Here is a 19,196-nt window from a genome sequence, read left to right on the forward strand (position 1 = left end):
GAGTGCCGATCAAGCTTCGGCAATTAAAATTCGCCAGCTTCAGCAGTACCTCCACTGTCCTGGACGAATTCCCGCTGCTCCTCATCCGTTTGTGAAGCAAATGGCCCTGAGCCAACCAACTCCCCCTCGATCTGGGCTTCTTACTCGAGACCTAATCGAGGCAATCCTGGCAGGCTTTAGAGTGATGTCGTCGTTAGGAGTGTTCTCGTTAATTAAGCCACTAGAACTCATCCTCGGACGGCCCGCAGGGCGACCCAATCGAGACCGTCAGATTTCTCTTGTACCAGAGATCCCTATGCAGGTAAAGGAAAACTTACCCCCTCTACCCCCAGCAAAAATCATTCTGGACGGGAGCCTGGATCACAACGAATGAACATCATGCCCAAAAAGTCAGATTTTGTCCTAGCGCCTTATATGAAAAGCAGTGACCGACGTGCCACCTATCAAATTCTCAATACCGTGGTTCCCTATATCGGACTGTGGGTTTTGGCCGTTAAAGTGGCTTCCATTTCCCTTTGGCTGTTGCCACCTATTGTTGGGTTGATGGTGCTTTTTTTGTTGCGCTGCTTTTCGCTGATGCACGACTGCGGCCACTATTCCCTGTTTCGGTCCAAACAGGCCAATCGATTGGTGGGCTTTATGCTGGGGGCCATTAACGCGATCCCTCCCTATGCCTGGTCAAGAGATCATGCCTATCACCACAAAACCAATGGTGACTGGCAACGGTATCGTGGTATTGGCGACTTTCTCTCTACTGAAGAATTTGCTCAACTCAGTGCCTTTGACCAGAAACTCTACGGCCTACTTCGGCAGCCGATCGTGACCCTGCCGGGGGGCTTCTTCTACCTTGTTATTCAGCCCAGGCTGACGTTGATATTGGGGATTTGTGGATTTATCAGGCATGGGTTGACCGGCTTAAAAAGTAATGGGTTCAAAAACTTCAGGTCTATTGTTTTCTCCCACAAATCTGAGCACTGGCAGACAAGCGTAGAGTTTTGGGATGTGCTGTTAAACAATGTTTTGGTCGTGGGTAGTTGGCTGATTTTGAGCCATCTAGTCGGGCCAGGAGTATTTTGGGGTTTGTATTCAACGGTGATGACCCTGGCTGGATCGATTTTTATCTGTGTCTTTTTTGTACAGCACAATTTTGAAGGAGCCTATGCCCATAACACCGCAGATTGGGACTATCTACGTGGAGCAATTGAGGGCAGCAGCTATCTCGATCTGCCCCCCTGGCTGAGATGGTTTACCGCTGATATTAGCTATCACAGTATTCATCACCTCTCAGAGAAAATCCCCAATTACAGTTTGGCCGCCTGCTATCAAGCCAATCGTCATCTGCTCTCTGAGGTGACGACTCTCCGACTTGGCGATCTGCGCCACTGTGCCCAATTCATTCTATGGGATGCGACGACCAATCAATTAGTCCCCATATCAACCCAGTTAGCGGTAGCTCCTAAAAATAGAAATATTGTTCACGCGAGACTACCAAAGCTAACCCATAGAAGAAAGAACTAATTTCCTGAAAATTCTCTGAATTATTGTGTTTTTTGATAAAAATCCGAAATTAAGTGAATATGATGACCATTTTTCTCTTTATTATTAGTTTCCTTCTACTTTTATTGTTTGTTGGCCTGGCAATTTACCTGTTTACAGCTCGTAAATATCAGTCCTCCACATCCGTTGCCCAGTCCTATGATGACTGGACTCAGGACGGTATTCTGGAATTTTACTGGGGTGAACATATCCACCTCGGCCATTATGGATCTCCCCCCCGCCGGAAGGATTTTCTGCAATCTAAGCATGACTTTGTCCATGAAATGATTCGTTGGGGTGGCCTTGATTGTCTTCCTCCAGGCACAACGGTACTAGATGTGGGTTGTGGCATTGGTGGTAGTAGCCGAATTTTGGCGCGGGACTATGGCTTTAAAGTCGTCGGAATCACCATCAGCCCTCAGCAGGTCAAGCGTGCACAAGAGTTAACTCCCCCCCATATCCAAGCTCGTTTTCAGGTAGATGATGCTTTGAACCTATCCTTCTCTGATGGCAGTTTTGATGTGGTCTGGTCGGTGGAAGCGGGGCCGCATATGCCAGACAAAGCTCGTTATGCTCAAGAAATGCTGCGTGTCCTTAAACCAGGTGGGATTTTGGTAGTGGCTGATTGGAATCAGCGAGACGATCGCCGCAAACCTTTGAACTGGTGGGAGCGTCCGGTAATGAGACAACTGCTCGATCAATGGTCTCATCCGGCTTTTTCCAGTATTGAAGGTTTTTCGGAACAGTTGGAGGCGACAGGTCTGGTCGCGGGGAAAGTAGCCGTGGATGACTGGACAAGGGAAACTCTCCCCGCGTGGCTAGATTCTATCTGGCAGGGTATTGTCCGCCCGGAAGGATTACTCAAATTTGGTGTGGTTGGATTCATTAAGTCCCTGCGGGAAGTGCCTACTTTTTTGTTGATGAGGCTAGCTTTTGGGGCGGGATTATGTCGCTTTGGTATGTTTCGGGCGGTACGAGCGAACTCGCCTGGATCGGCTGCCCAAACCGTGGTTTCTGAACAAAATGATGACAATTTAGTGCGTTCATGAGTGAATTCATCTATGACTTAATCATTGTTGGGGGCGGCATCCCTGGTTTGACTCTAGCCTGCGGGCTGCGGGGATCTGGGTTGCGGGTTGCCGTAATCGAGGCTCAGTCTGAGCAGGCGGTGGGCGATCGCCCCCGTGCCTATGCCCTCTCGCCGCTGTCTGCAAAAATTTTTCGAAAAATCGGGATCTGGGAGCAGATTGCTCCAGCTATTACTCATTTTTCTCAGGTTGTTCTGTCGGATGCCGACTATCCCCATCAAGTGGTATTCACGCCAGCAGATCTGGGAGAGCCTGCCGTATATTATTGTGCCGAGCATCGAGTATTACAAAAATCACTGCGCCATCAAGCGTCTATCGATCCCCATATCACCTGCTACTACGAAACGCAGGTGCAGACTGTCATCTATAGTACTCAATGGGCAGAGGTGATTGTAGAAATGGGGCAGAGACAACAACATCTGAGTGCTTCCCTTGTGGTCGCTGCCGATGGGGTAAAGTCCCGCGTCCGGCAGCAGGCTGGGATCAAAACCAATAGCCGGAACTACTGGCAGTCCTGCATCACAGCCTTTGTTTCTCCAGCAAAGTCTCACCAAAATATTGCCCATGAGCGGTTCTGGCCTGACGGCCCCTTCGCTATTTTGCCCTTACCAGATAATCGCTGCCAGATTGTTTGGGTTGCCCCCCATCAGGACGCAGAGGCGATCGCTGCCCTGCCGCCAGATCAGTTCATCGCTGCCATGGAATGCCGCTATGGTGATCACTCGGGTTCGTTGACCCTGCTGAGTGAACCACTAATCTTTCCGGCTCGCTTGATGCATAGTCGCCGCTACTGTCAACCCCGGTTAGCGCTTCTGGGAGATGCGGCCCATCACTGCCATCCTGTGGGGGGGCAGGGGTTAAATCTAGGCATTCGGGATGCGGCAATGCTAGCTCAGGTGTTGTCAACTGCAACGCAGCAGCAACAGGATTTAGGCGATATCAGAGTTTTGCAGCGGTATGGTCGCCGCCGCCGCTTTGAAAACTGGGTGATGCTGCTATTTACAGATATTCTCAACCGCACTTTTTCTAATCGCTGGTTGCCCATGATGGTGTTGCGACGATGGGTGCTACAACTAATGATTGGCTGGTCGCCCCTCCGTCGCTTAATGCTGCACTTGATGACGGGCTTTTGGGGTACACGACCCGCCGATCAGTTTGGTCAACTCATGCATGCGTCAAGGACGAAAATCGTTATGTCTCAACATAGTCACCCTGAACCTGGCACACTTATGAACCCTCCTCAATCCAAAGGAGGAACTAAATGATGACTAATAAACCCCCAGCAAACTGGCAAGAATCGTTTGTTGCTACCAATCTGCTGGCTCTGGGCCATAACGCCTGGTGCGGTTATCTATGTGGTGAACGGGGGACGGTTGTATGCAGCCTGCGTTTGCCACAATTGAGTATTACTGGGGAAAGCTTTCAGGCACATTATGTGCCGCGATCACGCCTTGCTCCCTTCCTTAATGCCTGGTTAGCCATGCCCGACACAGTAATTATGAACCGTCACTATATCACTGGCCATATCTTGCAGGTAGTGGATGGCTATAACCCCGAAACTGACGTGATTTTGCTACTAGAATCAGGCGATCACGACTCTTTCCTTGACCTACGCGATCTATCCATTCCCCCCCCAAAGCTACGAAGTAGTCTGCAAAGGCTGGGAAGAGTTTAAGCTCAGAGAACCCGACTTTTCTAACACTCATCTGTCTCGCATCGATTTAGATTTCTGATTCAACTTCATTTGTTTGAATTTTGTGGTAACTTTCCAAGGGAGAAGTCAGTTTATGAAGAAGCAGCGCTGTCTGCCGTTGAAGTGTGGATATGTCCGATACTCAACGATACGTTGAAATTAAAGAATAGGGAAAATTAAGAATATCATCTCTCAAAAGCCAGTGTGTATCGATATCTTAACCAAGAATTAGATGTTTGACGGCTCTCGGGATCATTGCCCTATATAGTTTTCTCCAGTTTTAATTACTCTCCAAAGTTGACCGATCAAAGCATGGTGTTCTGGGAAATGCGAGTTAACTAACATATCTCAGAAATAGTCAACTCAGTGTAAAAAATGTTTACGATCAGAGTAAAGCTAAATTGTTGAGACTGACGACTATAGACCCCATGTTAAATTTCGACTGTGATACCCGCCGCCAGTCCCTAAATCTTGTGGCGATCGCCGCGGCCTTTGTGACTAATATCTTGGCAAATATTAAGCCCCTAGACGGTTTAACCATTGCTGAGATTTCTGACCAATACTTTGCCGCAGTGCCCATTGTGCCCGCAGGCTATGCCTTTTCCATTTGGGGCTTGATCTATCTCGGTTTGATTTCCCTGGCCATTTACCAAGCTTTACCCAGCCAGAAACAAAAACCCCACGCCCGCAAATTGGGTTATGCTCTCGCTTGGAGTAGTGTGGCGCAGATTTTGTGGGTTATTGCCTTTCAATACCAGCGCTTTGTCTTGTCTTTGGGGTTAATTGCCCTTGTGTTGTTGCCTTTGGTCTTGCTCTATCAACGGTTTGCGAGTGGGCCAAAGCCATTGCCCAAAAAAGTGAAGTGGTTTATGCAAATGCCGGTCTCGCTTTATTGTGCTTGGATTACGGTGGCGACGATTGTGAACGGGGCCTGTGTTCTAGATTTCCTGGGTTGGCAGGGCTGGGGCTTAGGGGCAGCCTTTTGGACAGTTAGTTTGTTGATTGTGGGGATTCTCTTGGCGATCGCCGTGACAATGAAACATCGAGATGTCGTCTATGGCGGTGTGTTTGTCTGGGCTTGGGTGGCGATCGCTGTCAAAAATTGGAGCCAGGGAATTATTCCCCTAGTGGCGATCGCTGCTGCCCTCGGTTTAGCCGGTTTATGTGGTGTGATTCTTTGGTTTCCCCAGCGCCTTTCGATTTATCCTACGTCGCAAAAATGAAAGTAACTAATTTTCAGGTTTTCTAATCTTCTGTAAGCTTCATGGCGTTGGCGATCGCCTGGGAGAATTAAGGTCGCGGGTGTCTATCAAAGAGTATATACCATACTCTTTGTCTTTGAAGTGTAACTAAGTGTTTGTGACTCAATATTGCTCCTTTATTATTTGGTTTATTGTTAATGTTTAGTTTGAGTCTTGAATGAGCGTTACTAAGGCTTGTTTGGCAATGGTCTCTGCTCTCTGGGATGTCACCTTTTGGTAGCGTAAGGTTGTCTGGATATTTTCATGGCCCATTAGGGCTCTCAGGGTTTCAATACCCATCAACCCGACCCGCTCGGTGGCAAAGGTGTGGCGTAGATCATGGAACCGGAGGCCCTGGAGTTGGGGTTCTCGTTGGGTCATGGTGCGCCAATCGCTGTAGGCGGTGCGATAACTGAGGCGACTAACGGCTTTTGTTAAGGGTTGTTGGGCAGTAAATAGGGCTGGATGGTCTGGGTGGCGGTAATACTTTAAATAAATCCCTAGGCTTTCATCGACATCTGGGCTGTAGAAACACCAGCGCTGTTTGTTGCCTTTACCAACCACCTGGAAGCGACGTTCCTGTAAATCCACTTGGTCATAGTCCAGGGACAATAATTCGGCAATGCGGGCCCCGGTGCGGTGGAGTAAGTGCACGAGGCAATGGAGACGGGGTTGTTGGGCGGTGGCTTGGTAGAGAAGTTGGAGTTCCTCTGGGGTCAGGTAACGGATCGTCTGGTCGCTGTGGTGTTCGCCTTTTTTCGGGTCAGGTTTGCGTTGGGGCAGGCGGGCCAGGGGATTGGTCACTAAATACTGCTGCTCAACAGCAAAGTTCAGTAGGGATTGGAGAATCGCTTGGTGGCGACGGTGGGTGGTGTAGCTGAGGTGTTCTAACTGTTGGAGGTAATCCTGTAGGGTTTTGCGGTCGAGGTGGGTAATGGGCCAAGCACCATAGTTTGCTAGCAGGGGAAGCAGGGCTGTTGTGTAGGAACGCACCGTGCTGGGGGCAAGACCTGGTCGTTCTAAAAACTCTGTAGCGACGGTGGCAAGGGTAGGCATTATCTCTGGTCTTAAAGCTAAACTCTATGGTAGAAAAATAAAGGTAGGTTAAAAGTAGCATATTAAAGATATTTAGATAAATGTTAGCTGGTATAAAAAAGTAAAGAAATTATGGATAAACTAGAAGCGCTAATAACACCGCAATCTAACGAGTCTTTGGGAGATTATGTTCAGCGTCAACGGCGACGGTTAGGGCTCACCCAACGGGAAGTGGCCCTCAAGGCGGAGATCCATCCCCAGAGCTATGGGAAGGTGGAACGGGGTCAGACGACGCAACTTAACCAGCGCACAAAGCAAGGGCTAGCCTATGCACTCCAGGTGCCGGAGGAATATTTAGAGGCTTTAAGTCGCGGCATCGCGGTGGCGGTGGAGAAGCAACGGGCGTTACGGTTTTGTCCCCAATGTTGGACGCCAGGGTCAGCGCCGGATCCATTATGGTTGGTCTTACGGGCGCAATATTGTTTTGCTTGTGGGACGAAGTTGCAGAGTCGTTGTCAGGGTTGTCAACAGCCGCTCACTTCTTTAAAACATCGTTTTTGTCCCTATTGTGGTAAACCTTATAAAAGTTCAGTCAATCGCCCTGCTTCCCAGGCGTGACCAGAGATGGGTTATGCTTCGTCGCGGTAGTAGGCAACTTTTTGCTCTAGGCGGGCGATCGCCTCTGTGAGGAAAGGATAAACTTCACATTCATCGGTATTGTCGTTCTGAAACATGAGTTCACCAACAAAATGCTCTGGATAAAACTCTCTAGTTTGCGCAACTTTGTCAGAAAGAATATCAATGTTTTGGGTTATACATTTGATAGAGTGCCTCAAGATCTTGTTTAAAAAGATCACTGATAGATTGAGGGGCAATAATCTTACAATCTTTCCCATAAGGTAAGATTTCCCGAAAAAACCAAAATGTACTAGTCACCTGGCGAATGACTTGGCGCGTTTTAGGGAGCTCTGGATGCCAATCGTTATGGACATCGGCACTTTTCCCTTGATAAGCAAAAGCCAATCCTCGATACAGGTGTAGTTCTACAGAAATGCTATCGAGGTGCGATCGCCATTTTTCATTGAGGGGACTGACGGCAGCATCCTGAATCCGGTCTAAACGCAAACTCCAATTGTGTTGCAGTTCAGGTAAATCAAGATTTCCTTCCGTTTCCGTTGCCCAACAGTCAAGATATTGGCGCTTTTCGTGGGTAACGATTTGAGCGTGATGAATCGAGAAACTCCAAATTCGCTCCTGGGCATCTTGATAGGACAACTGAAAGGGTTGTTGACAGCGAATAAAACTATCAATGCGCTGTCGCCATGTTGGGAGAGGCTGTTGTAAGAATTTTTCGATTTCTCGCTTTAAGGCAATGTCTTTGAGTTCACCCCGTTCGCTTAAGATCTGGGCAAGGGCGATCGCCTCCGCCATTCTGCCTTGATCTACCAGAAATATCCTGATCTTCTCCAAAACATTGATTCGCTCCAGTTGCCAATCGTTATTCGGCGCGATTTTAAGCTCCCGTTTGGCAATCTGCTTGATGAGCTTAGAGATATTCGGGCGATCGCCCCACTCACAGCCAAACTCTAGGGCCAACTCCTCAAGCTGAGCTTTTTCCAACTCCCTTAGCGATAACGTAACTGACTGGCCTCTTCGACTCATACCAAAAGTGTCCGTGTACTTTGTCCTTACACTGTGATCTAATTCCAATTTTGTCAGTTATGATTGATATCAACAAGGATTTACGGACACTTTCGAGTGATATCTCTCTACCGCTACTTTGAAGCTCATGTTTATTAGTTCTCAGCGATTACGGGCCTTGAAAATTTTAGTAAGTGCAGTCTCCTGCTCACAGTTGCTTGAGAGAAGTGCCAAAAATTCACTAATTATTAGCTTAAAATCTAATTCTGAGATTAAGGTTATAGCTGAATCAATCGCAAAAAACTTTAGCAATTCTCAACTGATACGGCAATTAAATATATCGCCTTCAAATAACAATGTTGATTTTCTATGGAATTTACATATTAAAGCAAACAAAATCTATTTTCAGAATCAGGAAATTGGATCTTTAAAAATTCTCTTTAAATCGACATTGCCGGGAGAGTTGCAAGCTCGATTATCCACTGAAAGCATTATTGAGCGTTACTTAGAATATTTACAAAAAGTCTATAAAATTGCAGTTTTAAATGAGAGCGATCGCCATGTAGAGTTATTTATCCCAAATCAAAGCATTCCCGACTTTACAGAGCTATGGAAAAAGTTTTTACAGGAAGTCGCTTTTTCAGAGTATGGCTTACCTCGATATGAATTATCGGGCTTAATGCAGACATTTGTCGCAATGTTAAAGTCTATCACACTTTCTGGTCGGGGTTTTAGTGCCTTAGAAATTCCGGTGATTAATCAATCACAAGCGAATATGCTTGCTGCTTGGTATTTTGCAGTATGGCGAGATGCAAAGCAAAGACAAAGTGATCGCCAAAATAAAATTGATATCCTGTATAAAGAATTAGAGACTCAAGAACTTTCTGAAAAGGATCAAAAATCAAAGACAAAAGAAATCGCTGATAAAGAGGCTATGCAAGCTAAAGAAGCAGCGAAATATCAAGAGCTATTCTCCAAGTCTTTTCAAAAAATGCTTGAAGAACAAAAAAATCTAAATCAAGATTTAAAAAGCATTGAAAGTCAGTTGCAGCAAGATAATCTTGCAAAAAAAGACAGGAATAAGCTTGTAAAGCAAAAAGAAAAAGTCATTGAAAAACTTATTTTTTCAGAGGATTTTGTAAACCAAAAACAGCTACTTCTAGAGGAAAGTGGAGGAGTTCCATTTATCTTTATAAAAGAGGATCTAAAGAAATCTCCTGAAAGCTTTCGTCAAATCAAAGCTATTGCGAAAGGCTTTACTAAAACGGCAACTGATCAAATTAATGGAACACGGGGAGATATTTTTGCTAAGTGTCTTATTGAAATGTATCGATTGCTAGAACTGAAAGAAGATCAGTTTGACCAATTACCTGCGCCAGTCCTGACGGAAGAGATCGTCACACCAAGATCGCGATCGCCGGGAGATGATCACAAAGAGTTTTGTTATTCCTGTGGGATAGATCTTGATCCTAAAACTGCAAAATGGCAAGTCCTGCGATTTATGTTTGAGCGACCATCTCAGCGTCGGCAATCGGCATCAGGTGAAGGCAGACCCCATATCTGTGATTCTTGTGCATTATTAGCATTTGCCTCTCCCTTAAAGGTGACTGATGAGAGCATTATTTTAAAACTCGAAGCAGCAGATAACCAGATCTCAACTCAACTCAAACTGAAAGATTATCTGAGGATGTTGACCTGTAAAGAAATGAATCTCAACGCAGGTAAATATATTGTTCTCACTTCTGACAAAACATCAAAAGGTGATGCCGCCTCCTCAAAATTAGGGCAAGTGCAATATGCGATCGCCAAAGTTGCTTCATTATTTAGCGTGGAGGTATTACAAGACTTTAAGTTTTCTTTAATCACCCAAGCAAGTGAGCCGATTATTTTATCTAACCGCCATCTTATTTTCGTTAAAGGAATCATGGCAGGCTATGGACAAAGCATTATTGAGAGCGGAAAAGAAATCAATCTAAAGCTAGGAGATGCTATCCGCCATATACAAAAAGACATGCCCTATTTAGCAGAATATTCAATAACTAAAAATGTTACTTACTCCGATTGTTTTGAATTAGAAAAAGTACGTCAACTTTACTGGCAAACTATCCAACATGATTTAGGAAATAACATGACCTCTAATAAGCGACTAGCTAAACGAGCGCGTCTTTATAAAGATGTTGCTGCCTTAACGGGTTTAACGGCTGCCTTTGTTGGCTCTATGGAAAGTTCTCTAAAGTCTAAAGAAAAAGAGGAAGACTATCGTAGAGAGATGAGTAAATTAATTGAAAAAGTTGATGATCCCAACTTTTTTGGTTATTACGCAACCTTAGGAGTTGAGACAATTGTTCAGGCTCGACTTTGGAAGAATCCTGATAACTATTTTATTTATCAGCAAACTCAAGAGCTTTTACAAACGCTTGGTCAATCAAACCGAGAACAAGAGAAAGAAGGAAAAACTTGGTTACAACTTTATATTGATGATGTCACCAATGCCTATGCTCATTTTGCAGACAGTGATAACTATTCTCAAGAGAAAGATTGGAAAGAATTAACCTATCAATTGAAACTTTCTCTTTATACTCGTTTCCCCGAACTTGTCCGTAAATCTAAAAATTCTGGAGATAATTAAAAATGGCTACTGGATTACCCCAAATCAATAATAATACTCGTCTTCACTTTGATATCTATGCCATTCTTGAAGGCTCTCAAGAGCTTTATTTAGGGCATGAAGTACAAGTCAACGTCAACATGGTAGAGGTTGTTAAACTTAGCACTCGTGATGGTCAATCTTTAGAAAAATGCTATATCTCGCCAACTAAAAGACGGGGTGTTGAACGACGTTGTTTGATTTGGGCGCCCCATAAAGATGGCACTCTGTTAGGCGATAAGCTGAAATGCGGAATTCCTGCTACCTGTGCAGAAATTGAATGCCCAATTTGCTCTGTATTTGGTGGTTTAGAAGCTGGCAAGAAAACATTGATCGGTCGCGTAAGCCACGGTGGCGGTGTCGCGATTCAAAACATTGATCCAGAAGAGAAGCAGCGGGCAATGCACCCATCCCGTATGGCAAGCCCAAAAAGTGGCAAGGATGAAACACCCATTCCTTTTAAGCGGCAATACAATCAGCCCGGTATTCTATACCCTGTTTCTAACCACGGCTTAAGCATTACGGATCAAGATTTTGCCGCTGTTGCCTATGCCTTTCTTGATGCTCTCCCACGCATTGGCTCCGGTAATCCTAAAGGGGTGGCGATCGCCGAAAACCCAGATACACATCAACCTTTATTAGTGGTAGATCGTTACCTTGTTCCACGAGGAAAAAGACCTGTAATCTCTCCTTCTGTGACCGATCCAGAGATTGCCGTAAATGATTTTATTCGTCTGTCACAAATTCCAGAGCATGAAAGCGAAAATCATGTTGAACTCAATCACTTTGAACGATGGATCGGAGACACCGCCCTAGCAAAATTACAAGATTATTCCAGTACGTTCGTTGATAATGTTCTCCAGAAATAAGCCATGTATTGCCTCCAACTCACCATAAAACCTACGGCGGCAATGACGTTTAGGATGATCCCCGGTTCGATCTTAAACATTGCAACCTACCCCTTTGTTCCTCCCACAAGTTTGTCTGGTTTTCTACGGCGACTGACCATGATGAAAGCTGGCTTAGATATTCCTGAGACAAAGGTTAATAAAGAAAAACCACCAACCTATTTACTACCACCGGATTACATCACCTTAGGTGCATATCCGGATCTAAGTGAATGGACTGGCATTCATCGCACCTATCGTAAAGGGATGCAAGAGTTTAACCATGATGACTTTTCTAAGTTAGTTATCAAAGGTAAAGGTAAAAATTTTCAACTCCATACTTGGGAATATTTCTTTACAGAACAGTTAAGCGGCTTTGTTATCTCACAATCTGCAAAAAAATTAGAGGCTTTACGCGCTGTAGAAGGTTTTGGTTGCTATATCGGGAAAGAAGGTTATGCCTATGTCGAAAAGGCTTCTGAAGTCATTGAGATGATCGAAGAAGAATGTGCAGCAACTCCTTCTACTGTGGTTCCTGCGGATGATTTGATTCAAAATTCTCAATGGTATGGAGGCTGCGATATTTACAATCTTTACCATTATCGATGGCAAAAGGAAGCCTATGCACAACTTGAAGAAACAGGTGTTTGGGGAGAAGAACCCACAGCGGTTGATGGCTTTATTCCTTTTACAGGAGCCTACTATTCTGATTCAGCTAATCATCCCATACTAAATTACTGGACTGATCAGGAAAATATTTTTATCCCTAGCTCATTAGTTAGCCTATTAAGTAGAAATGATCCAAGCTAAAAAGAGACAATTTATTTTCGGAAGAGTTTTTTTTCCTGATGGAAAAAACAAAATTCCTAAGAATTTACTGTTCCAGCCATTAGGTAATCACGTGGCAAATGTCACTAAACTGGTTAGTTTATGGAATTGGCAATCACCAGAGTTTGTAAATATAGCAGATCTTGATGCAGCTAAGAAAAGAACTTTGAGAGCCGCTAAAATTCATGACATGGGTAAACCTCAAAAGTTCAAATTCAAAGTAGAGGTTAAAAACAATAAACCCAAATTAATTTATTCATTTAGTGGTCATCGCTTTCTAGCAGAGGACAAGCATGAGCCTTGGGCAGAATACCTTGCAAAAGGACATCATGATTTCTCTATCCATGATATTGCAAGGGATAGCTATAAATTAAAAACATTAGCTCAGTCTAATAATTTATTGGGTAAAGCGAGCCAGTATCGAGAAATCCTAGAAGCTGATCCCCTTGCTTATGCTAGAGAACTATACATTTTAGAAATGTGCGATCAGATAGAAGCAGAGATTGCTTGTCGTTTTTATGATGATGACGAGCAGGCAGAAAGCCGAGCTTTTATGGATTTCAATATTGTCCAAGATCCTCAAAATAATTATAAGTTTTCTCTAGAGCCTTGGGTATTTGGTGATGATGTTTCTGAAATATCATTACCACTCACCACATGGTCGATGCCTTTCCCTAAAGATTTAAAGCAGGAGATGGAAAGCTATCAAGGCGATCGCCTAAAAGATAAAGAGACGGATTGGGCAAAACGACTTAACAAGGCAGTGAAAGACTGGTGGAACAATAATTGTGATATTAATTCAACAAGAAATAATAAGCATATTATTATCCTGAAACGGCTAGTCAATGAAAAATTAGGAGCTATAGACTGTAATACTTTATACCTGAAAATTCCAGAAGATAAGAGTTTTACTCCTAATGAAATGCAACAGGCAGTAATGGATAACATTATCGGAGAGGATAAATATCCCGCACTACTGCTCAAAGCTCCTACTGGCTCCGGTAAAACAGAGGCAATATTATTTCCTGCATTAGCCAATCGCAACCGTTTATTTTTGGTTTTGCCGACGAGAAGTTTAATTGAAGATCAATCAGAACGGATTGATAAATATCTAACTCGATTTTCTGCTCTAGAAGAGAATCAAGATCGCCAATTTTCTTTAGTCATTGATACAGGCTCGGTAATGACAAGAAAATTATATGGAAATGGTGAAAATTTTAAACCCAAAAATAACCCTCGTCGCCATTTATATAAAGGCGATGTAATTCTAACTACCCTAGATAAATTTATTTATCGCTATTTCGCCTTTGGGGATAAACAAAAATCATTTATTTTTCCCCATCGCATCCAGCAGCAAAAAACTTTGATTTGCTTTGATGAAGCCCATAGCTATGAAAATATTGCCTTTACCAACTTCCAAAGTTTGGTGAAGTCACTTTATGAACAAGGTCGATCACTTGTTTTAATGACGGCAACTATGCCGGAAAAACTCATAAAAACTTTTGATTATTTAGAGCCTCTAGATTTTTCTGATTTTGTTGAACCTAAATTGAGGAGCTTTGATTATTTAGATAAAATTTCTATTGGAGAAGAACAAGAAGATGGCAGTTTCGATTCTAGTAATTTTCAAGAACAAGTAACGGCGATCGCCCTTGAAGAAATTAAAGCAAAACCTCAACGCAGAATATTGCTAATTGTAGAGACCGTTAAGGATGCAGTGGGTGTATATCTAAAACTTAAGGAGAAACTAAATCCAGATAACTTATTTCTCTACCATGGTCGAATTGCAGATCAGCTTAGACCAGATATTTATCAACAAATCAAACAACGAGATGACAATGGGCAACCTTACATTTTGGTAACGACTAGAGCCATTGAAGTTGGCTGTGATCTCAATGCAGAAACTTTGATTACTCAAATTTGTCCCCCAGAGAATTTAATTCAACGAGTAGGTCGTTGTAATCGTCGTGGTAATGTCCAAGATGCAAAAGTAATTGTAGTGGGCGATCGCATTCCTGATTTTCTCAATACTTTAGATACAGAAGCTTGGAATAACTATCGATCAGTTCTTTCTCAATTAAATGAATTTGATGCAGAAGCAGTTGGAGATTGCATTTTTTCTCAGCAACAAGTTGATGATTATCGAGTATTAGAGACTTTCTCCATGCTCCATGATTATGTCTATGGTAGTGATTTAACTTGTCAGGGAACTCACGAAAAAGGGGTAATTCCAACCCGTAGCTGGCAGCCTTCCGTAACTTTACAATTTATCGGTAAAGATCACTCTAGTGAAGTTGATATTACTGATGAAAAACCACATTCTATAACAGTTCCTATTGAAAGACTTTGTGGTGGGAGTGAGTATGCCCATGTGAATGTTCAGGAACAATTTTATGACAAAGATCAAACTAAATGGAGTAAACGAAGTTTACGATGGGGCAGTGCTTATAACAAAAATATTCTGGTGACAATAAGAAACGAAGATCAAATAGGCTTATGCTTTGCTCATGCATTAGAAAATTATCAATATGATTCAGAGTTGGGATTTGTAGATTTGCCTAAAGTCTTCATAAAGATTGCCTCTAAAGGCACAGAGGAGAAACTTCTTCATATTTGTGAAAAGAATGGAGAAAAACATAAATCAATCATTTCTTACATCAAAGAAAATATAAACTAATTATAGTTTTCTAGAAAAATGCCCTACAGTTTAGTTATTAATTTTGTCCCGCGATCGCCACTGCTAAAAACCCATCTTAATGGTCGTAATCTTCACGCTCTATTTCTTGACCTGGTTAGTTCCGTTGATAAAGACCTGGGGACACAACTGCACCAACAGCAGAGTGAGAAAGCCTTTACCCTCAGTCCAGTACAGATCAAGCTCAATTGTAAGCTAATGCAATGGAGCTATCATCGGGCGATCGCCGCCGGGACCCCCTGTTGGTGGCGCATTACCTTATTGGATGACAGCCTATTTGGAAAACTAGCTCATCTCTGGCTAAATATAAACCGCACGGAACCTTGGCAGCTAGGGTCTGCCCAGCTTGATATTGTCAGTATTCTTTCCAATCCCCAGTCACAACAGCCATGGGCAAACTTTATTTCTTATACCAGACTCTATGAACAAGCCCTTGACGGCACAGATAGCCAAACTTCACAACAGGCAAGAAAAATAAATTTTAGATTCTGTACACCTACAGCATTTAGAAAAACACAATACGATGTTTCTCTACCAGATCGAGACTTAATTTTTCGGAGTTTACTTAAGCGATGGAATCAATATAGTGAAATTCATTTTGAATTTACAGAGACTATTTTCGAGCCTATTTATCCTAGTTTTTTTGATATTAGAACTGAAATTATTAGCGATAAACGGAGTAAATTTATTGGCTGTGTTGGTGAAATGAGTTTCAGTGTTTTAGGAGATGTAAATGCCCAAATTATTAAGCAAATTAATACTTTAGCCGACTTTTCTTTTTATGCAGGTATAGGACGAAAAACGCCGATGGGTATGGGACAAGTTTCTAGATATTAAAGGTTTAAAATGGACGATTATTTACCTCTTGCCTATCTAAATGCATGGGAATATTGCCCAAGACGTTTTTACTTTGAATATGTACTTGGGGAGATGGAAATTAATGACCATATTATTCGGGGAAACCATCTCCACAGAAATATCAACGAAGCTGGGACATCAATTGAAGGAGATACCCGCATTCATAGGCAGCAATGGGTTTGGAGCGATCGCCTAAAAATTAAGGGCATTATCGATGCGGTAGAAGAGACTGATGGCTTACTGATTCCCCTCGAATATAAAAAAGGAAAAATGGGGAAACACCTCAATGATCATTTCCAACTTTGCGCCGCAGCCCTATGCCTAGAGGAACGCACCAAACAAGAAATTCCCTACGGTGAAATTTTCTATTATGGCAATCGACGGCGACAACAGGTTGAATTTACCCAAACCCTCCGAAACTTGACCGAGCAAGCGATTATGGCAGCCCATCTTGCTAGTAATCGCCCCATGCCATTACCGATCACCAATCAAAAAAAATGCACTGATTGTAGCCTAAAGCGTTTGTGCCTCCCTAAAGAAATTAAAAAACTCGTTAAATCCCATTAACCATGTCAACGCTATACCTAACTCAGCCAGATGCCATTCTGAGCAAACAACAAGAAGCATTCAAGATTGCCCTGAAATCTGAAGATGGCACATGGAAAAAACAATCAATCCCCGCTCAAACCTTGGAAGATATTGTTCTTCTGGGTTATCCCAGCATGACAGGGGAAGCCTTTGGATATGCCCTAGAACTTGGTTTACCTGTGCATTATCTCAGTCGCTTTGGTAAATATGTTGGCTCTGCTCTCCCCAATGAATCCCGCAATGGTCAACTGCGTCTTGCTCAATTTCGCGCCCATGAAAATCCCCAACAACGCCTAGATATCGTTAAGGCGATCGCCAAAGGTAAAATTCACAACCAATACAATCTCCTCTACCGACGGGGACAAAAAGAAAATCCCCTCAAAGGTCGCGAAAAACTGGTGCTTCAAAAACAGTCTCTTGATGAAGTGCGGGGTGTTGAAGGCTTAGCCGCGCGGGAATATTTCGCCTGCTGGCAAGATATCCTTGGAGATTCTTGGGAATTCACTGGACGTTTTCGTCGTCCCCCCACCGACCCCGTCAATGCCTTACTCAGCTTTGGTTACGGCTTACTCCGCACCCAAGTGACTGCTGCGGCCCACATTGCTGGACTCGATCCCTACATCGGCTTTCTCCATGAAACCACCCGTGGTCAGCCAGCTCTCGTTCTCGACCTTATGGAAGAATTTCGCCCCCTCATCGCCGATAGTGTTGTCCTCACTGTCCTGAAGCAAAAAGAAATTAAACCCAAAGATTTTAATGAAAGTCTTGGTGCTTACCGTCTCAAAGATGATGCTTGTAAGGTCTTTTTATCTGCCTTTGATCGTAAACTTTGTTCGGAATTTAAACATCCCATTTTTAACTACAAGTGCAGTTATCGCCGGGCCATTGAGTTACAGGCTAGATTGCTCGCAAGGCACCTACAGGAAGGGATTCCCTACGAACCGTTAATCATTCGATGAACACTCTTTTTTACCTGATCATTTACGACTTACCTTCTACAAAGGCAGGGGATAAGCGCCGCAAGCGTTTGTTTGATTTATTATCGGGTTATGGCACTTGGAAGCAATTTAGTGTTTTTGAATGTTTTCTGACGACGAAGCAATTTGCAAAACTACAAACTGCGATAGAAAAACTGATCAAACCGGATGAAGATGCTGTTTGTATTTATATTCTCGATGCCACGGCTGTTAAAAAGGCGATCGCCTACGGTACATCTACGCCAGAAAAACCGGGTAGCATCATCCTTTAGATTTGACCTAAAATCAAATTGGCAAACCCATAGCGTGACCAAAAATCCTAGGGACTTTGCCAAAACCTCTAGAACCTTGAAAACTCAATACTTTTCAATACTTAAAGGTCAACAATTTATAGAGCGATCATGGGTAAAATTGGACTCATGGAGCGACATCTGCCAAATGAGCTTTGCAAAGCTAGGTATCGTAAGAGTCCTGGCTCGCGGACTTTCCAACCACTAAATCCCGACCACGGGACTGAAACGAAATTTATATGTCAGTCAAGGGGAAAAGCAAACCTTCTTTCCAACCACTAAATCCCGACCACGGGACTGAAACCATAGCTGAGGTTTGGCTCTCGTTGCCCTGATTCAGCTTTCCAACCACTAAATCCCGACCACGGGACTGAAACGCTCTAACTGATCCATTGATCCAAAAAAACGAAAAATCTTTCCAACCACTAAATCCCGACCACGGGACTGAAACCTGTGGTGCGCAACTAGCCTTAGATGATCGTTCGGCTTTCCAACCACTAAATCCCGACCACGGGACTGAAACAGCAGCAACGATGCCTACATCCGTCCCACCCGTCTTTCCAACCACTAAATCCCGACCACGGGACTGAAACTCAGCCCAACGGGGGCCGGGTGGGGGACAGCGATTACTTTCCAACCACTAAATCCCGACCACGGGACTGAAACGCATCAAGCATTAGGAGAACTGAATTATAATCCTGCTTTCCAACCACTAAATCCCGACCACGGGACTGAAACATAACGAAGGCGATGATCCTGACGAGGGTGGTCAACTTTCCAACCACTAAATCCCGACCACGGGACTGAAACTACTAATGCGCTTTTAACTAATCCTGCTTTGGCTGCCTTTCCAACCACTAAATCCCGACCACGGGACTGAAACTGTTGCGGTCGGCCATGTTGACTTTATCGACCAAACCACTTTCCAACCACTAAATCCCGACCACGGGACTGAAACAATCCGAATAGAAGTAGGTTCTTCATTCTCTTCAGCTTTCCAACCACTAAATCCCGACCACGGGACTGAAACCCATATAATTAACGCAAGAAGTCAGAAGCACTAACTTTCCAACCACTAAATCCCGACCACGGGACTGAAACATGATTGCTTCGGCCATATCCGCGCCCCAACTTTGGACTAAGCTTTCCAACCACTAAATCCCGACCACGGGACTGAAACATCGGCCAATTA

General features: G+C 43.7%; 16 protein-coding genes and 1 CRISPR repeat array. Of the genes, 14 read left to right on the forward strand and 2 right to left on the reverse strand.

What is annotated here, in order from left to right; all coding sequences use genetic code 11:
* The first annotated feature begins 378 nt into the window (after positions 1–378).
* From AWQ23_RS15550 to AWQ23_RS15570, 5 genes are all read left to right on the forward strand, one after another.
* A complete protein-coding gene (locus AWQ23_RS15550; RefSeq protein ID WP_198158742.1) occupies positions 379–1,518 on the forward strand; it encodes a fatty acid desaturase in 1,140 nt (379 codons plus the stop codon).
* A 59-nt stretch (positions 1,519–1,577) separates the two neighbouring features.
* Complete coding sequence (locus AWQ23_RS15555) at positions 1,578–2,585, forward strand: methyltransferase domain-containing protein (protein ID WP_062437125.1); 1,008 nt, start codon at positions 1,578–1,580, stop codon at positions 2,583–2,585.
* The gene (locus tag AWQ23_RS15560) at positions 2,582–3,889 is read left to right on the forward strand and encodes an FAD-dependent hydroxylase (protein ID WP_071884975.1); all 1,308 of its coding nucleotides are present in this window, start codon (positions 2,582–2,584) and stop codon (positions 3,887–3,889) included. Before AWQ23_RS15555 ends, AWQ23_RS15560 begins: the two co-directional genes overlap by 4 nt.
* Complete coding sequence (locus AWQ23_RS15565) at positions 3,889–4,299, forward strand: hypothetical protein (protein WP_315862690.1); 411 nt, start codon at positions 3,889–3,891, stop codon at positions 4,297–4,299. The genes AWQ23_RS15560 and AWQ23_RS15565 overlap by 1 nt, the downstream gene beginning before the upstream one ends.
* 446 nt (positions 4,300–4,745) lie before the next feature.
* Positions 4,746–5,540 (forward strand): hypothetical protein, encoded by a 795-nt coding sequence (locus AWQ23_RS15570; protein WP_062437127.1) that lies wholly within the window; start codon positions 4,746–4,748, stop codon positions 5,538–5,540.
* 180 nt (positions 5,541–5,720) lie between these two features.
* Here the strand turns inward: AWQ23_RS15570 and AWQ23_RS15575 are convergent, their stop codons facing one another.
* Entirely contained in the window at positions 5,721–6,614 is an 894-nt protein-coding gene (locus AWQ23_RS15575; RefSeq protein ID WP_062437129.1) for a tyrosine-type recombinase/integrase, read from the reverse strand.
* Between the two features lie 111 nt (positions 6,615–6,725).
* On the opposite strand from AWQ23_RS15575, the gene AWQ23_RS15580 reads away from it, so the two are divergent.
* Positions 6,726–7,211 carry a double zinc ribbon domain-containing protein gene (locus tag AWQ23_RS15580; protein ID WP_062437131.1) on the forward strand — a complete coding sequence of 162 codons (486 nt, stop codon included), beginning with the start codon at positions 6,726–6,728 and terminating at the stop codon, positions 7,209–7,211.
* A gap of 180 nt (positions 7,212–7,391) precedes the next feature.
* Here the strand turns inward: AWQ23_RS15580 and AWQ23_RS15585 are convergent, their stop codons facing one another.
* The gene (locus tag AWQ23_RS15585) at positions 7,392–8,255 is read right to left on the reverse strand and encodes a WYL domain-containing protein (RefSeq protein WP_062437133.1); all 864 of its coding nucleotides are present in this window, start codon (positions 8,253–8,255) and stop codon (positions 7,392–7,394) included.
* Positions 8,256–8,382: 127 nt separating this feature from the next.
* Between AWQ23_RS15585 and AWQ23_RS15590 the strand changes: the two genes are divergently transcribed.
* From AWQ23_RS15590 to cas2, 8 genes are all read left to right on the forward strand, one after another.
* The gene (locus AWQ23_RS15590) at positions 8,383–10,863 is read left to right on the forward strand and encodes a hypothetical protein (protein WP_062437135.1); all 2,481 of its coding nucleotides are present in this window, start codon (positions 8,383–8,385) and stop codon (positions 10,861–10,863) included.
* A 2-nt stretch (positions 10,864–10,865) separates the two neighbouring features.
* Positions 10,866–11,750, forward strand: coding sequence for a hypothetical protein (locus tag AWQ23_RS15595; protein WP_062437137.1), 885 nt, complete (start codon positions 10,866–10,868; stop codon positions 11,748–11,750).
* A 138-nt stretch (positions 11,751–11,888) separates the two neighbouring features.
* Positions 11,889–12,578 (forward strand): hypothetical protein, encoded by a 690-nt coding sequence (locus AWQ23_RS15600; RefSeq protein WP_232309029.1) that lies wholly within the window; start codon positions 11,889–11,891, stop codon positions 12,576–12,578.
* On the forward strand, positions 12,565–15,273 hold the full coding sequence (cas3, locus tag AWQ23_RS15605; protein WP_062437141.1) for a CRISPR-associated helicase Cas3': 2,709 nt from the start codon (positions 12,565–12,567) through the stop codon (positions 15,271–15,273). The genes AWQ23_RS15600 and cas3 overlap by 14 nt, the downstream gene beginning before the upstream one ends.
* 18 nt (positions 15,274–15,291) lie before the next feature.
* Positions 15,292–16,128: a CRISPR-associated endoribonuclease Cas6 gene (gene cas6 / locus AWQ23_RS15610; RefSeq protein ID WP_062437144.1), complete on the forward strand. Its 837-nt coding sequence runs from the start codon at positions 15,292–15,294 to the stop codon at positions 16,126–16,128.
* A gap of 9 nt (positions 16,129–16,137) precedes the next feature.
* Positions 16,138–16,716: a CRISPR-associated protein Cas4 gene (gene cas4, locus AWQ23_RS15615; protein WP_062437146.1), complete on the forward strand. Its 579-nt coding sequence runs from the start codon at positions 16,138–16,140 to the stop codon at positions 16,714–16,716.
* 2 nt (positions 16,717–16,718) lie between these two features.
* Positions 16,719–17,696, forward strand: coding sequence for a type I-D CRISPR-associated endonuclease Cas1d (gene cas1d / locus AWQ23_RS15620; protein ID WP_062437148.1), 978 nt, complete (start codon positions 16,719–16,721; stop codon positions 17,694–17,696).
* On the forward strand, positions 17,693–17,986 hold the full coding sequence (gene cas2, locus AWQ23_RS15625; protein ID WP_030008328.1) for a CRISPR-associated endonuclease Cas2: 294 nt from the start codon (positions 17,693–17,695) through the stop codon (positions 17,984–17,986). The genes cas1d and cas2 overlap by 4 nt, the downstream gene beginning before the upstream one ends.
* A 211-nt stretch (positions 17,987–18,197) precedes the next feature.
* A CRISPR array of direct repeats spans positions 18,198–19,184; the repeat unit is 37 nt; unit sequence CTTTCCAACCACTAAATCCCGACCACGGGACTGAAAC.
* Positions 19,185–19,196 lie beyond the last annotated feature (12 nt).

The organism is Picosynechococcus sp. PCC 73109 (genome assembly GCF_001521855.1).
Lineage (GTDB): Bacteria > Cyanobacteriota > Cyanobacteriia > Cyanobacteriales > MRBY01 > MRBY01.